At 66.6% G+C, this 14,911-nt stretch carries 11 protein-coding genes; 5 read left to right on the top strand and 6 right to left on the bottom strand.

Features of this window, described 5'->3' with window-relative positions; all coding sequences use genetic code 11:
• Positions 1-298: 298 nt before the first annotated feature.
• From recJ to KGM94_RS16220, 3 genes are all read left to right on the top strand, one after another.
• Entirely contained in the window at positions 299-2,140 is a 1,842-nt protein-coding gene (recJ, locus tag KGM94_RS16230; protein ID WP_300261105.1) for a single-stranded-DNA-specific exonuclease RecJ, read from the top strand.
• Between the two features lie 30 nt (positions 2,141-2,170).
• The gene (locus KGM94_RS16225) at positions 2,171-2,980 is read left to right on the top strand and encodes a glucose 1-dehydrogenase (protein WP_300261102.1); all 810 of its coding nucleotides are present in this window, start codon (positions 2,171-2,173) and stop codon (positions 2,978-2,980) included.
• A 277-nt stretch (positions 2,981-3,257) separates the two neighbouring features.
• Entirely contained in the window at positions 3,258-4,529 is a 1,272-nt protein-coding gene (locus KGM94_RS16220; RefSeq protein WP_300261099.1) for an IS110 family transposase, read from the top strand.
• 116 nt (positions 4,530-4,645) lie between these two features.
• On the opposite strand, the gene KGM94_RS16215 is transcribed toward KGM94_RS16220, so the two are convergent.
• The 5 genes from KGM94_RS16215 to KGM94_RS16195 form a co-directional block, all read right to left on the bottom strand.
• Positions 4,646-5,512: a 3-keto-5-aminohexanoate cleavage protein gene (locus tag KGM94_RS16215; protein WP_300261095.1), complete on the bottom strand. Its 867-nt coding sequence runs from the start codon at positions 5,510-5,512 to the stop codon at positions 4,646-4,648.
• Positions 5,513-5,623: 111 nt separating this feature from the next.
• Entirely contained in the window at positions 5,624-6,427 is an 804-nt protein-coding gene (locus KGM94_RS16210) for an AraC family transcriptional regulator (RefSeq protein ID WP_300261091.1), read from the bottom strand.
• 210 nt (positions 6,428-6,637) lie between these two features.
• On the bottom strand, positions 6,638-7,294 hold the full coding sequence (locus KGM94_RS16205) for a glutathione S-transferase family protein (protein ID WP_300261086.1): 657 nt from the start codon (positions 7,292-7,294) through the stop codon (positions 6,638-6,640).
• Positions 7,294-8,457, bottom strand: coding sequence for an acyl-CoA dehydrogenase family protein (locus KGM94_RS16200; protein WP_300261083.1), 1,164 nt, complete (start codon positions 8,455-8,457; stop codon positions 7,294-7,296). The genes KGM94_RS16205 and KGM94_RS16200 overlap by 1 nt, the downstream gene beginning before the upstream one ends.
• 78 nt (positions 8,458-8,535) lie before the next feature.
• Complete coding sequence (locus KGM94_RS16195; protein ID WP_300261080.1) at positions 8,536-9,672, bottom strand: acyl-CoA dehydrogenase family protein; 1,137 nt, start codon at positions 9,670-9,672, stop codon at positions 8,536-8,538.
• Between the two features lie 272 nt (positions 9,673-9,944).
• Here KGM94_RS16195 and KGM94_RS16190 point away from each other — a divergent pair, with 272 nt between their 5' ends.
• Positions 9,945-11,504, top strand: coding sequence for a long-chain fatty acid--CoA ligase (locus KGM94_RS16190; RefSeq protein WP_300261078.1), 1,560 nt, complete (start codon positions 9,945-9,947; stop codon positions 11,502-11,504).
• Between the two features lie 20 nt (positions 11,505-11,524).
• Here KGM94_RS16190 and KGM94_RS16185 read toward each other — a convergent pair whose 3' ends face one another.
• Positions 11,525-12,289 carry a helix-turn-helix transcriptional regulator gene (locus KGM94_RS16185; RefSeq protein ID WP_300261076.1) on the bottom strand — a complete coding sequence of 255 codons (765 nt, stop codon included), beginning with the start codon at positions 12,287-12,289 and terminating at the stop codon, positions 11,525-11,527.
• Positions 12,290-12,475: 186 nt separating this feature from the next.
• Here KGM94_RS16185 and KGM94_RS16180 point away from each other — a divergent pair, with 186 nt between their 5' ends.
• Positions 12,476-14,749 (top strand): marine proteobacterial sortase target protein, encoded by a 2,274-nt coding sequence (locus KGM94_RS16180; protein WP_300261074.1) that lies wholly within the window; start codon positions 12,476-12,478, stop codon positions 14,747-14,749.
• Positions 14,750-14,911: the final 162 nt, after the last annotated feature.

The raw sequence follows: 14,911 nt of genomic DNA, 5'->3' as shown, positions 1-14,911 counted from the left end.
CCAAACTGCCCGCGACCATAAGAACACACGTTACCCCTGATCGGCCCGACGCGTCAATTGTAATTTCGTAAAAAGCGAAATTCGGCATACGAGGGCGTCCAGTCACCGGGCATGGGGTTGTTCCGCAGGTCTTGGAGCTCAGATAGTGGTCGGAACTGCATGGGAATCCGGCTATCCACTGCTTTGTTCGGCCGTGGCGTTGCAATCGGCAGGGGATTCCCGGCGGAATCCCGACCGCTGCTGCGACCGCGCGCCGCGTTCGACCTTTTGCCCGCAAGACTTGAACCAAGCCCCGCTCATGACACTGCCCGCCACAGCCTTGCCCGTCGAAGTGCCGTCCGCGTTCCTCGGCGTCTCGCGTTCGCTGACGGACAAGCTCTGGCGCGACCGGCTGGACGCACGTGGCGCAGCCAAGGCGCTCGCCATCGTGCAGCGCCATCAATTGCCGGAGCTGCTCGCGCGGGTTTTGGCCGGCCGCGGCGTCGAGATCGATGCGGTCGCCGACTTCCTCGACCCCACCATCCGCAAGCTGATGCCGGATCCGTTCACGGTGACGCAGATGGAGGCCGCCGCCAGGCGCATCGCGGATGCGGCGCAGCGGGGCGAGAAGGTCGCGATTTTCGGCGACTACGACGTCGATGGCGCCACCTCGGCGGCGCTGCTCGCCTGGCATCTGCGCCATTGCGGCCTCGATCCCCTGATCCACATCCCCGACCGGCTGTTCGAGGGCTACGGCCCGAACACCGAAGCGGTGCGCATGCTGGCGGCCAAGGGCGCCACGCTGCTGGTGACGGTGGATTGCGGCACCACCAGCATCGAGCCGCTGGCGGAGGCGCGGCGGCTCGGCATGTCGGTCGTGGTGATCGACCATCACCAATGTGGCGCCGAGCTGCCGGAGGTCGATGCGCTCGTCAACCCGAACCGGCTCGACGATCTCTCCGGCCTCGGCCATCTCGCCGCCGTCGGCCTCGTGCTGGTGACGCTCGTTGCCGTGAATCGCGAATTGCGCCGGCGCGGCTTCTGGATCGGCGAGCTGCCGGAGCCCGATCTCCTGGGCATGCTGCATCACGTCGCGCTCGGCACGGTCGCCGACGTCGCGCCGCTGATCGGGCTTAACCGCGCCTTCGTCGCCAAGGGGCTGATCGCGATGCGAAGGCGCGATCATGTCGGCCACACCGCGCTGATGGACGTGGCGCGACTGAACGGTCCGCCCGAGGCCTGGCATCTCGGCTTCATGCTGGGACCGCGCATCAATGCCGGCGGGCGCATCGGCCGCGCCGATCTCGGCGTGCGGCTCCTGCTGGAGGGCGACAGCACGGAGGCTGCGCGCATCGCCGCCGAGCTCGATCGTCTCAACAGCGAGCGCCGCGTCATCGAGCAGGCGGCCGAGGCGCAGGCCGAAGCCGAGGCGCTGGCCTCGATCGGGTTCGAGGACAAGCTCAACGTCATCGTCACGGCATCCGAAGGCTGGCACCCCGGCGTGGTCGGGCTCGTCGCCTCCAGGCTGAAGGAGAAGTTTTCGCGCCCGGCCTTTGCCATTGCGCTCGAGCCCGGCGGCATCGGCACCGGCTCGGGCCGCTCGATTCCCGGCGTCGACCTCGGCAAGGCGGTGCGGCAGGCGGTCACTGAGGGCATTCTGCTCAAGGGCGGCGGCCACGCCATGGCCGCCGGCGTCACGCTCCGCAAGGAGAAGCTCGCCGAATTCCGCGCCTATCTGGAGAGCGCGCTCGCGCGCGATGTCTCGGAAGCGCGTCATGTCAACGAGCTCTTCGTCGACGGGGCGGTGAGCGCCCGTGCCGTGACGCCGGAGCTGGCGGCGACCCTGAACCGCGCCGGTCCGTTCGGCAGCGGCAATCCGGAGCCGGTGCTGGCGCTCCCAGCCCACCAGCTCGTCTATGCCGACGAGGTCGGGCAGGCGCATTTGCGGCTGCGCTTCAAGTCGGGCGACGGCGCGATCGTCAACGGCATCGCCTTCCGCTCGATCGGCCAGAAGCTCGGCAATGCGCTGGTTGCAAACCGAGGCCAGTCCCTGCATGTGGCTGGCTCGCTGTCGGTCGATCGCTACCAGGGCGTCGAGCGCGTGCAGCTTCGCGTCGTCGACGTCGCGGTGCCCGACCAGGGGCCGGCGGTCATCAGATGACAACGCCAGAAGAGAAAGACGGGAGTGAGCATGGCAGGGCAGGTTGAGGGCAAGGTTGCGCTGGTGACCGGCGGCGCGTCGGGCATCGGCGAGGCCGTCGCCGAATTGCTGGCGAGGGAAGGCGCGACCGTCGTCGTCACCGACATGGACGATCTGCGCGGCCCGGAGGTCGCGGCCCGCATCGCCAAGGCCGGCGGCAAGGCAATCTTCCTGGAGCAGGACGTGACCAGCGAGGAGCGCTGGGCGGAGATCGTCGCCGAGATCGCAAAGCGCTTCGGCCGGCTCGACGTGCTGGTGTCCAACGCCGGAATCGGCATCGCGGTGCCCTCGATCACCGACATGACGCTCGCCGACTGGCGCAAGCAGAACGCGGTCAATCTCGACAGCGTGTTCCTGTCGGTGAAACATTCGCTGCCCTTGATGCGAAAGACCGGCGGCGGCTCCATCATCATGATGTCGTCGCTGGCGGGCCTGCGGGGTGCTGCGGGCCTGGCCGGCTATTCCGCGACCAAGGGCGGCGTGCGGCTGTTCGCCAAGTCGGTCGCGATGGAATGCGCGGCGGTCGGCGACGGCATCCGTGTCAACTCGGTGCATCCCGGCATCATCGACACACCGATCTGGGGCAAGATCCCGACCGGCGCCGCCGGCGCCGGTCAGAACGCCCCGATCGACCCCGAGGAGCGCGCGAAGATTGCGGCACCCTTGGGCCGTGCCGGCCAAGCCTCGGAGATCGCGGCCGGCGTGCTCTATCTCGCCTCCGACGCCTCGCGCTACGTCACCGGCACCGAACTCGTCATCGACGGCGGCATGAACGCCGGCGCAGTGGCGCGAAGGGTGTAGGCTCTCTCCGCCGTCATTGCGAGTTTGGACCGGCGTTAAGGCGCCGACCCGCGTTGGATGAAACTTTGCGAGCGGGAGGGATCGCGGTATTTTGGGGAGCCGTCGGCAAAGAGGTCGGTTTCTCCCTGGTGCGCGAGAGCCCGGTTGCGAGTTGGACCCGGGTTGCCTGGATGACCCACACTGGCGCGGAGGGGCAGCACTGCCCTGGAGCACGCTTCCTAGGATTCTTTTCTGACAGGCGCCTATGCCGCCGGCGCGAGCTGTGGAGGAAGAGAGCATGGATATTCTGTATGAGCGGGTGGCCGGCCTTGATGTGCACAAGGATACGGTGGTGGCCTGTGTGCGGATCGTGGTCGACGGTAAGATGACGCGGGCGTGTCGGACGTTTGCGACCACGACGGAGGAGCTCAAGGAACTGCGGGCATGGCTGGAACAATACCGGTGCACGCATGTGGCGATGGAGGCGACGGGGGTCTACTGGATGCCGGTGTTTCGGATCCTGGACGAGGGTGGGTTCGAATTGATCGTCGCCAATGCGGCGCATATCAAGAACGTTCCCGGGCGCAAGACCGACATGAACGATGCGATGTGGATCGCCGATCTGTTGGCCTGTGGGCTGATCAAGGGCAGCTTCGTTCCGGGCGAAGAGGTGCAGCATCTGCGCGCGCTGACGCGGACCCGCAAGCAGTTGGTGCGCGAGCAGACGCGGCACGTGCAGCGGATCGAGAAGACGCTGGCAGAAGCCAATATCAGGCTCTCCTCGGTGATCTCCGACATCATGGGCGCGAGCGGGCGGCGGATGATCGAGGCGATGATCGGTGGCGTGCACCAGCCGAACAAGCTGGCCGCGCTTGCCGGCAAGCAGATCAAGGCGACGCCGAAGCAGCTTTACGACGCGTTGCATGGGCGCCTGACGGATCACCACCGCTTCCTGCTCGAGCTTCACCTTGCGCAATGGGACAATCTCGACGAGACGATCCGCAGGCTCGATATCGAGATCGATCAGCGGATCGCGCGCATGGAGGCATCGGCGGAAGGCGGCAGGACTCCCTTTCGCATCTTGCTCGGACTTCTGACCACGGTACCCGGGGTTAGCGCGGTGGCGGCGCCGTCGATCCTCTCCGAGATCGGTGCCGACATGAGCCGCTTCCCGACCGCGGGTCATCTGGTGGCTTGGACCGGCCTGTGCCCCGGCCAGAACGAAAGCGCCGGTAAGCGCAAGTCCTCGCGCCTGCGCAAGGGGGCGCCCTGGCTCAAGACCATGCTGGTGCAATGCGCCTGGGCCGCCAAACGCAAGAAAGACAGCTATTACCGAGCCCAGTTCTTCCGTCTGCAAAGCAAGCGCGGACCGCAGAAGGCCATCTGCGCCGTCGCCGCCTCGATCCTCACGGCGATCTATCACATCCTCAAGAACGGCACCGAGCATCATGACCTCGGCGCTGATTACTTTGATCGCCGACCGGTCGCGGTCACGGCCAGTCGCCTGGTTGCACGGCTCAAAAAGCTCGGCTTCACTGTCCAACTCCAGCCAATCGCGCAGGCCCCTTGACACCAACCTAACCAATCGTTTCTTCCTAGGAGCGAAGCGACGAAGCAATCCAGACTTCATCCGCGAAGGCACTCCTGGATTGCTTCGCTTCGCTCGCAATGACGATGAGGCAATACCTAACGATTGGTCCCAAAGATCTTGCGCGCCTCCGCCGGGCTCGCGATCTCGCGCCCCGCGCGGCGAGCGCAGGCGGCGAGCGCGGCGACCAGCTGGCCGTTCGAGGTCGCCTTGGTGCCGTCGGCGAGATAGAAGGTGTCCTCGAGCCCGGATCGCAAATGGCCGCCGAGATCGGCGCAGCGCTGATGCAGCGGCCATATCTCCTCGCGTCCGATCGCGGTGACCTGCCAATGCGCGTCGGGCCGCTTCAGCTTCAACAGGATCGGCAGCAGGTCGGGATCGGCCGGCATGCCGGAGGCGACTCCCATCACGAAGTTGTACTCGAGCGGCCCCTTGTACATGCCGACCTGGTAGTACATGCCGACGCTGCGCACGATGCCGACGTCGAAGCACTCGAACTCGGGGATGGTACCGACCTCGTTCATGACGTTGAGATAGTCCTGCACCTTCTCGACCGAATTGTCGAACATCATCGGCGGCCAGGCCCAGCTGTTGTCGGCCTTCACCTTCAGATAGTTCAGCGAGCCGGCGTTGCAGGCGGCGATCTCCGGCCTGGTCTCGCGGATGCAATCGAGCGCGCCCTTGTAGTTCGGGCCGGAGACGCCGGAGGTGTGGTTGATGATGACGCCGGGGCAGGCCTCGCGGATCGCCTGCTGGATCTCCTTGCTGACCGCGACCTCCCAGGACGGCAGGTGACCCTTGTTCGGCCCCTGCTGGCGCAGATGGATGTGCATGATGGAAGCGCCGGCGTCGAACGCGGCCTTCGCCTCGCGCGCCATCTCCTCCGGCGTGACCGGCACGTGGTGCTGCTTGGGGTCGGTGAGCACGCCGTTCAGCGCGCAGGTGATGACGGCCTTGTCGCTCATGCGTCAATGATCTCGCGGGTTGAGAATTCAACGCTGCGATCATGTCGCTGGAAATGCCCGGCTTCTTGCGCCAATGCGCTAGGGGAAAGCGGCGTCTACCTACGGCAGCGGCTAACTCGCTTCGGCGAACTCCCTGACCGTCTGGCTGCTGCGATAGATCGCAAGGTCCCGCGAGCCGACGAAGATCGCGCGCGGCTTCAGCCCATAGAAGCGCCGGATCGAATGGCTGAAATGGGTCGAGTCGGGATAGCCGATGTCCTGCGCGAGATGCGCGAGGTTGAGGTCCTGGTTGGCGAAGTGCAGGAGATGCCGCGCGCGCTTCCAGGCCCGGAAGGAGCGGAACGAGATGCCGGTCTCCTCCTTGAACAGATGCAGGAAGCGCGAGGCGGAGAGCCCTGCCTCCGCGGCGCAGCTGTCCGCCGTCACCGGCTCGCCGGAGAATCGCTCGATGCGCGCCACCGCGCGCGTCACGCGCGGGTCGAGCACGCGGTGCGGCAGCGCCTCGCCAAAACACATCTCGTCGAACTCGGCGCTGGTGATGTCGCCGTAGCGGCGCTGCCGCAGCAGCGCATAGGCGGCGAGAATCTTGCGCGCATGGGCCGCCTTGTCCGGGCCGGTCAGCCGCTCCTTGAGCGCCTCCAGCACGCCGTCCGGCATGGATTCCGGCTCAAGCGTCACGCTGATGACCGTACGGTAGTCGCTGACGATGGTGTGCCGCTGATTCGGCAGCGTCACGATCAGCTCGTCGGAGATCTGGCCGTCATCGTCCGTCAGATGCAGGCTGCCCTTCACCGCGACATAGACATGGCAGGAGCCGGAGGTCCGCTGGCGCGGACGGCCGAGGAAGCCGGCGTAAAACACCCGCTCCGGCGTGATCAGCATCAGATGGTCGGATTCGCGACCCAAATCGTCCATTCGTGGTCCTCCTCGCGCGGCTCTTCGGGCCGCTGCGGACGGTCGCCACCTTAGCGGAAATTTGGCCGCTGTCACGGAAAGGATAGTGCCGCAAGCGGGCACAATTCTTCGGTCCGGGCGGTCCGACGGGACCGAACCCGGAATCCGGAAATTTTGTGGCGCGGGATTTCCGGGTCCGCGCGGTCGCGCGCCCCGAAATGACAGGCTTCCTTACGCCCTGATCCTCGGCGCGATGTTCTGCTCGACCCCCGCCTTGCGCTCCGCCGCCACCGCCCGCTTGTAACCGTCGCGCTGCTGCAGACGCGCCCAATAGGCTGCGACATTTGGCCCGAAATCCTTGGCGAGCCCGATGCTCCCGGCGAGCCGCAGCGCGTAGCCGATCACGATGTCTGCCGCGGTGAAGCGCCCGGCGCACAGGGTTTCGGCATTGGCGGTCGCTGCCTCGACGGCGCGCAGGCGGCCCAGGAACCATTTCGCGTAGTCGCCGGCGACCTGCGGATTACGCCGCTCCTCCGGCTCGAGCTGGGTGTAACGGAGCACCAGCGTCTGCGGGAAGGTTAGCGTCGCGTCGCTGAAATACATCCAGTTCAGGAACGCGCCATAGGCGGGCTCGCTAGGGTCCACCATCAGCGGCGTCGGGCCGTGCCTGGCGCCGAGGTAGTGAACGATGCCGGAGGACTCCGTCATCCTGGTCTCGCCATCGACCATGAACGGGATGGTGCCCAGCGGATTGATGGCAAGATATTCCTTGGCGAATACCCGCGGCGGGAACGGCAGCATCTTGAGCTCGTAAGCGAACCCCATCTCCTCCAGCATCCAGAGCGGACGGAAGGAGCGCGCGCCGTCGCAGTGATAGAGCGTGATCATCAGGCGTCTCCCTTGCTGCCCGGCAGCGTGCCCATCATCTTGCACAGGACCATCAGCATGACCTCGTCGGCGCCGCCGCCGATCGAGGTCAGTCGGCTGTCGCGATAGGCGCGGCTGACCGGCGTCTCGTTGGTGAAGCCCATGCCGCCCCAATATTGCAGGCAGGCGTCGGTGAGCTCGCGGCCGAGCCGGCCGGCCTTGAGCTTGGCCATGGTGGCGAGTCGCGTCACGTCCTCGCCCGCGACCAGCGCCTCCGCCGCGCGATAGATCAGCGCGCGCAAGAGCTCGACCTCGGTCTGCATCTCCGCGAGCTTGAAGTGCACGACCTGGTTGTCGAGGATGCTCTGGCCGAAGGCCTTTCGGTTGCGGGTATAGCTGATGGTCTCGTTGATGATGTATTCGTGCGCCTTGAGGCAGGCGGCTGCGCCCCACAGCCGCTCCTCCTGGAACTGGATCATCTGGTAGGTGAAGCCCTTGCCCTCGTCGCCGATCCGGTTGCGCTTGGGCACGCGGACGTTGTCGAAGAAGATCTGTGCGGTGTCGGAGGAGCGCATGCCCATCTTGTCGAGTTTGCGCGCGACGGTGACGCCCTTGCTCTTCATCGGCACGCAGATCAGCGACTTGTTGCGGTGGACGGGCCCATCGCCGGTGTTGGCGAGCAGGCAGATCCAGTCGGCCTGCGTGCCGTTGGTGATCCACATCTTGCCGCCGTTGATGACGTAGTCGTCGCCGTCGGAGCGCGCATTGGTCTTGATCGAGGCGACGTCGGAGCCCGCGCCGGGCTCGGAGACGCCGATGCAGGCGACGTAGTCGCCCGCGACCGACGGCGCCAAAAACTCGCGGCGCACCTCGTCCGAGCCGAAGCGCGCCAAGGCCGGCGTCGCCATGTCGGTCTGTACGCCGATCGCCATCGGCACGCCGCCGCACCTGATCGCGCCCAGCTCCTCCGCCATCATCAGCGCGTAGGAATAGTCGAGCCCGCTGCCGCCGAACTCGACCGGCTTGTTGAGGCCGAGGAAGCCGAGGCTGCCCATCTTCTTGAACAGCTCGTGCGCCGGGAAGATGTCGGCCTTCTCCCACTCATCGACGTGAGGATTGATCTCGTTGGCGATGAATTTTTGCAAGCTACGGCGGATTTCGTCGTGGTCGGCAGTGAACAACATTTGACCTTAGGCTCCGATAGCACGGTTACTTTCAGTACGTCCTGGCCGGGCCCGTCCCGGGCATGACGACGAATACTTTCACAACCCCATCTGGCGGCTGGCGAGATCCTTCATGATCTCCTCGGTGCCGCCACCGATGGCGTTGACCTTGACCTCGCGGTAGATGCGCTCGGCCTTGATGCCGCGCATGAAGCCGGCGCCGCCGAAAATCTGCACCGCTTCCGAGGCGCAGAATGCCATGGTTTGCGTGGCCTGGTTCTTCATCATGCAGATTTCGGCGACCGGGCTTTCGCCCTGCTCCAGCCGCCACGCCAGCATCTCCAGCATGGCCTGCGAGGCCGCCACCTTCTGCGCCATGTCGACGATCTTGTGGCGGATCACCTGGTGCTGCGCGATCGGCTTGCCGAACGTCTTGCGCTCCCTGGCGTAGGCGATCGCCTCCTCGACGCAGACCCGCGCAAACGCGGTGCAGCCGGCCGCCATGCCCATGCGCTCACTGTTGAAGTTGTGCATGATGAGCTTGAAGCCGGCGCCCTCCTCGCCGATCAGGTTTTCGGCCGGCACGCGGCATTCGTCGAAATGCAGCGTCGCGGTGTCGGACGCCCACCAACCCATCTTCTTCAATTTGGTCCGCGACAGGCCGGGGGTCGAACCCTCGATCAGGAGCAGGCTGACGCCGCCGGGTCCCTCGCCGCCGGTGCGCACGGCGACCGTCAGATAGTCGGCGCGCACACCCGAGGTGATGAAGGTCTTTTCGCCGGAGACGACGTAGTGATCGCCGTCGCGGCGCGCCCTGGTGCGGAGGTTGGCGACGTCGGATCCGCCGCTCGGCTCGGTGATCGCCAGCGCCGAGATCTTCTCGCCCGAGAGGATTTGCGGCAGCACCCTTGCCTTGACCTCGGGCCGGGCCGCGCGCGCAATCGGCGGCGAGCCGATGGTGTGGCTCATCAGGCTGGCGCTGACGCCGCCGGCGCCGGCCCGCGCCAACTCCTGCGAGGCCACGATCTTCATGAACTGGTCGGCTGCGACGCCGCCATATTCCTCGGGGAAGCCGAGCCCCAGGAGCCCGATCTCGGCAGCCTTGCGGTACAGCGTGCGCGGGAATTCGCCGGCCTCGTCCCATTCATGGGCGTAAGGCTCGATCTCCTTCTCGACGAAGCGGCGCATCGCGTCGCGGAAGGCATCGTGCTCGGCGGTATAGAAGGGACTCTTCATCGCTTGGCGCTTTCGCTGGCTGCGATTCCTGCTGGCGGCCAAGATGGACGGAACCGGCGCGACCGCCTTGCGTCAAGTGGCTGGCCGCTCTCGCCGCGCCCGATCAAGCCACGACCTAGCAACTCAACGCAAGACAGCTCTTGCCGCTCAAGCCCCAACTCACCGCCAAAAAGAAGCTTTGTTTCAGACTCAGGCTGGCCCATCGGGCCGGCCTGGCCATGTTGCACGGCGCTAAGAGCGAAGACGGCGTCAGTCCGCCGGCGGAGGAAGGTTTGCCAGTTCGCTACTACGACTGGATCGCCCATCACTGTCTCCGCACGCCCGGCAAGACGGCGGTCGTGGACCTCGCGAGCGGGCGCCGGTTCAGCTATGCCCAATTCGACGCGCGCATCTCCCGTCTCGCCACCCATCTGCGCGACCGCCTGAAGGTCTCGCGCGGCGACCGCGTCGCGGTGCTCGCGCTGAATACGACGGATACGCTCGAGGTGCAGTTCGCCTGCGGGCGGCTCGGCGCCGTGTTCCTGCCGCTCAACGTTCGCCTCACCGTCCCCGAACTGCAGTTCATCGTCGGAGATTCCACTCCGAAGGTGATGATCCACGATGATGATCTCGCCGAGACCGCGCTTGCCGTCGCGAGGCTCTGCGGCGTCGCCTCGACGCTGCTGCTCGGTCCGGGCGGCAGCTACGAATCCGGCATCGCCGCCGCGAGGCCGCTCGACCGGTTCGAGGAGGTCACGCTCGATGACGTCTCGACCATCATGTACACCTCGGGCACCACGGGCCATCCCAAGGGCGCGACCATCACCCATGGCATGACCTTCTGGAACTGCGTCAATCTCGGCGGCCCGGCCTATATCTCGCCGTCCACGGTGCTGCTCACCGTGCTGCCGCTGTTCCACACCGGCGGGCTGAATTGCTACACCAACCCCGCGCTGCACGCCGGTGGCACCGTGCTGATCATGCGCGCCTTCGATCCCGGCCAGGCGCTCGCGCTGATCGGCGATCCCGCGCAGGGCATCAACGTGTTCTTCGGCGTGCCCGCGATCTACCAGTTCATGGCGCAGCATCCGGCCTTCGCGGCGACCGATCTCAGCCGCCTGGTCATCGGCGGCGTCGGCGGCGCGCCGATGCCGGTGCCGCTGTTGAAGGCGTGGGAAGCCCGCGGCGTCGCGCTGCAGCAGGGCTATGGCATGACCGAGACTTCGCCTGCCGTGCTGGTGCTCGACCGCGAGGACGCGGCGCGCAAGGCCGGCTCGGCCGGCAAGCCGGTGCTGCACACCGAGGTCAGGATCGTGCGGCCCGACGGCAACGATGCCGAGGTCGGCGAACTCGGCGAACTCTGGGTCAAGGGGCCGAACGTCACGCCCGGCTACTGGAACCGGCCGGAGGCCAACAAATCCTCCTTCACCGACGGCTGGCTGCACACCGGCGACGCCACGCGCATGGACGAGGAAGGTTTCTACTACATCGTCGACCGCTGGAAGGACATGTACATCTCGGGCGGCGAGAACGTCTATCCGGCCGAGGTCGAGAATGTCCTGCACCAGCTGGACGCGATCGCGGAAGCCGCCGTGATCGGGATTCCCGACCCGCAATGGGGCGAGGTCGGCATGGCCATCGTGGCGGTCAAGCCCGGCGGCAGGGTGACCGAGGCAGACGTACTGGCGCACTGCGCCGCCAATCTCGCGCGCTTCAAGTGCCCGCGCCAGGTCCGCTTCGTCGATGCGCTGCCGCGCAACGCCACCGGCAAGATCCACAAGCCGACCCTGCGCAAGGACTTTTCCGTCGCCTCCGAGACCGACAACTCCGCTGCCAGGACCGCCAACGCCTGATCGTTGAGGTCCTGGGTTGTTCAGGCCGGCAGAAACAACGCGAACGGCTCGTCCACCGTGCGTCGCAGATGATCGCGATAAACCGCATAGTTGACGTTGTCGGGCGCGATCCGGCCGAGCGTCGGAGTCTTGACGTTCCGGAACGGAACGAAGGCGATCGGCGCCGCGATCGGCGTCAGTTGCGATCCCGGACCGGCGCGCAGCGTCGAGATGATGCCGTACATCTCGCCCGTGACGGTCGGCCGCGACACCGTGATCACCCGGTGCTGGCCGTGCTTGTTGATGACGAGATAGATGAAGCCGGACTGATGGGGGACCGCGACCTCGCCGGCATGCTCGTAGGCCGCATCCGTCCGCTCGCCCTCGCGAAAGACGAGTGAGGAGACTTTTGGCTCCCACACGATCTCGGTGCGGTAGGCGAAGATCGCCTCCTTGTCGCCGAAGGAGGGACGCAGCGTGACGTAGACGTCCTCGAGCCATGTCACCGCGCGGTGCGAATAGGAGCCGAGACTGTCCGGCGCGACGTCGTTGCCGGACGACGGCGCCACGGCCGCCGCAACGGCGTTCCTGCGCAGGGACACACCCAGCGCCTGCTCCAGCCGCACCGTGGTCGCCAGCGTGAACGGGCGGCGGCCGCCGAGCACCTTTTCCAGCGTCGACAGGCTGAGCCTGGCTTGCTCGGCAAGCGCCTGCCGGGAGATGCGGCGTTTGGCGAGCTCCTCGCGAATCGTCTCGGCAATTTCGCGGCTTTGCTCGTCCGAGAGCTGCTTGTCCGGCGTATGCATCGGTGCCCCTGCTCCAATGCCGGCATCCTAGCAGACGTACAAATCAGCACAAAACCGCACGGGGCCGTCTTTGCGGCCATGCACAGGGACGGACGGCGGCAAGACATTGCCGATCATTCTGCTCGCGAAACAGCCCCGCCCCGGACGAAGCTGCGAGCCAGCAGACATCACTCGGGAGCAGGCACCATGAGCAGCTATGACGACGGCACCTTCGACGAGATCGAAAGCCACGAGCACCCCATGCTGGGGCGACTGATCCGGCTTGGGCTGTTTCTCCTGATCCAGGGCATTGCCGTGATCCTGGTCGCCTTCGTCGCCCTGCTGGTCAGCTTCGAGCCCGGCTGGTCGGCGACATCGGAGCAGGCGAGCCTGCTGCAGCCCGGCGACGCCCGCTCCGGCACGCTGCTGCTGAAGGACGACGGCATCACCAGCGAGGCGACGCGGCTCGGCATCGACGTCGACATCACCGTCTCCGGCCCGACGCTGCGCGCCCGCGTCACCCAGGTGTTCCGCAACCCCACCAAAGACTGGGTCGAAGCGACCTACGTCTATCCGCTCGCCGCAAACAGCGCCGTCGATACCCTGAAGATGGTGGTCGGCGATCGCATCATCGTCGGCGACATCAAGGAGCGGCGGCAGGCGCGCGCGATCTACGAGCAAGCGCGCCGCGCCGGCCAGAAGGCGGCCCTGACCGAGCAGGAGCGGTCGAACATCTTCACCAACTCGGTCGCCAATGTCGGCCCCGGCGAAACCGTGCTGGTGCAGATCGAGTATCAGGAGCCGGTGCACCAGTCCGGCAACGAGTATTCGCTGCGGGTGCCGCTGGTGGTTGGGCCGCGCTACAATCCGGCGCCGGTGGTGCAGGGCGTCGACTTCCGGCCCGACGGCTCCGGCTGGGGCTCGACCACGACCGATCCGGTGCCGGACCGCAAGCGCATCTCGCCGCCGGTGCTCCATCCGGCAAAGCATCCGCCGATCAATCCGACCAGCATCACCGTGCGCCTGCAGGCCGGCTTTGCGCTCGGCGAGGTCAGGAGCCATCACCACGCCGTCAAGATCGACGATCGCGATGCGACCAGCCGCGTCGTGACGCTCGCCGACGGCGCCGTTCCGGCCGACCGCGACTTCGAGCTGACCTGGAAGCCTGCCGCGGAGAAGGCGCCGTCGGTCGGCCTGTTCCGCGAACACGTCGGAGATTCCGACTATCTGCTCGCCTTCGTCACGCCGCCGGCACTCGAGCGAACCGCCGAAAGACCGCTTCCGCGCGAGGTGGTGTTCGTGATCGACAATTCCGGTTCGATGGGCGGCACCTCCATCGTGCAGGCCAAGGCGAGCCTCTTGTACGCGCTCGGCCGCCTGCAGCCGACCGACCGCTTCAACGTCATCCGCTTCGACGACACCATGGACGTGCTGTTTGCGACCTCGGTGCCGGCCGACGCCGAGCACCTCGCGCGCGCCACCTCCTTCGTGGGCGACCTGCAGGCGCGCGGCGGCACCGAGATGGTGCCGGCGATGCGGGCCGCGCTGACCGACAAGCTCGGCGAGACCGGCATGGTCCGCCAGGTCGTCTTCCTGACCGACGGCGCGATCGGCAACGAGCAGCAATTGTTCGAGACCATCACGGCGCTGCACGGCCGCTCGCGCATCTTCATGGTCGGCATCGGCTCTGCGCCCAACACCTATCTGATGACGCGCGCCGCCGAGCTCGGCCGCGGCGCCTTCACCCATATCGGCTCGGTCGAACAGGTCGAGGATCGCATGCGGGGCCTGTTCGCCAAGCTGGAGAATCCGGCCGTCACCGGCCTCGGCGTCAGGTTTACGGACGCCAGCGCCGACGTCACCCCGGCGATCGTTCCCGACGTCTATCGCGACGAGCCGCTGGTGCTCGCCGCAAGGCTCGACAGGCTCGACGGCGCGATCGAGATCAAGGGCCGCATCGGTGACCGTCCGTGGTCCGTCACCCTGCCGCTGCAGAACGCCGCCGAAGGCAAGGGCCTGTCAAAGCTCTGGGCGCGACGCAAGATCGGCGACGCCGAGGTGGCGCGCACCATGCGCGAGACGAGCCCCGAGGACGCCGACAAGATCATTTTGGCGCTGGCGCTGGAGCATCAGCTCGTCACCCGCCTCACCAGCCTCGTCGCCGTCGACAGGACGCCGAGCCGCCCGGAAGGCGAGCCGCTGAAGCTCAGCGAGCTGCCGATCAACCTGCCCGCGGGCTGGGACTTTGAAAAAGTGTTCGGCGAGCATCCGCAGACGGTGCCGACGCAACTCCGGGAGCGTCATGCCGACGCAGGCCGTCAGTCCACGGCGCGGCGGCCGACGCCCGCGGCCCAGTCCGACACGGTGCGGCTGCCGAAGACCGCAACCCCTGCCGAGCTGAAGATGATCGCAGGCCTGATCCTGCTCGCCCTCAGCCTGATCCTGTTTGCATTCAACCGGCGTCAGCCCCTTGCTCACTGATGCCGGCTGAAGGAGGAGCCCCCCCGACTCCTCCGGCTCAGCGCGCGCGGCTGCCCGTCCCCACCCCAACGGCCGCGCGCGCGTTTTTTTGAACGCACAGTGTCTCCCGAGAATTCGGGACGGCAATGACGGGAGTGTCGCAAATATGCCTCGCCTCATCCC

The sequence above is a fragment of the Bradyrhizobium sp. genome, from assembly GCF_028868675.1.
Classification (GTDB): domain Bacteria; phylum Pseudomonadota; class Alphaproteobacteria; order Rhizobiales; family Xanthobacteraceae; genus Bradyrhizobium.
This window is presented reverse-complemented; position numbering and strand designations above follow the sequence as displayed.

Coding starts and splice junctions, on each gene's coding strand:
- recJ (WP_300261105.1), top strand. CDS start 299: ATGACACTGCCCGCCACAGCCTTGCCCGTCGAAGTGCCGTCCGCGTTC.
- KGM94_RS16225 (WP_300261102.1), top strand. CDS start 2,171: ATGGCAGGGCAGGTTGAGGGCAAGGTTGCGCTGGTGACCGGCGGCGCG.
- KGM94_RS16220 (WP_300261099.1), top strand. CDS start 3,258: ATGGATATTCTGTATGAGCGGGTGGCCGGCCTTGATGTGCACAAGGAT.
- KGM94_RS16215 (WP_300261095.1), bottom strand. CDS start 5,512: ATGAGCGACAAGGCCGTCATCACCTGCGCGCTGAACGGCGTGCTCACC.
- KGM94_RS16210 (WP_300261091.1), bottom strand. CDS start 6,427: ATGGACGATTTGGGTCGCGAATCCGACCATCTGATGCTGATCACGCCG.
- KGM94_RS16205 (WP_300261086.1), bottom strand. CDS start 7,294: ATGATCACGCTCTATCACTGCGACGGCGCGCGCTCCTTCCGTCCGCTC.
- KGM94_RS16200 (WP_300261083.1), bottom strand. CDS start 8,457: ATGTTGTTCACTGCCGACCACGACGAAATCCGCCGTAGCTTGCAAAAA.
- KGM94_RS16195 (WP_300261080.1), bottom strand. CDS start 9,672: ATGAAGAGTCCCTTCTATACCGCCGAGCACGATGCCTTCCGCGACGCG.
- KGM94_RS16185 (WP_300261076.1), bottom strand. CDS start 12,289: ATGCATACGCCGGACAAGCAGCTCTCGGACGAGCAAAGCCGCGAAATT.
- KGM94_RS16180 (WP_300261074.1), top strand. CDS start 12,476: ATGAGCAGCTATGACGACGGCACCTTCGACGAGATCGAAAGCCACGAG.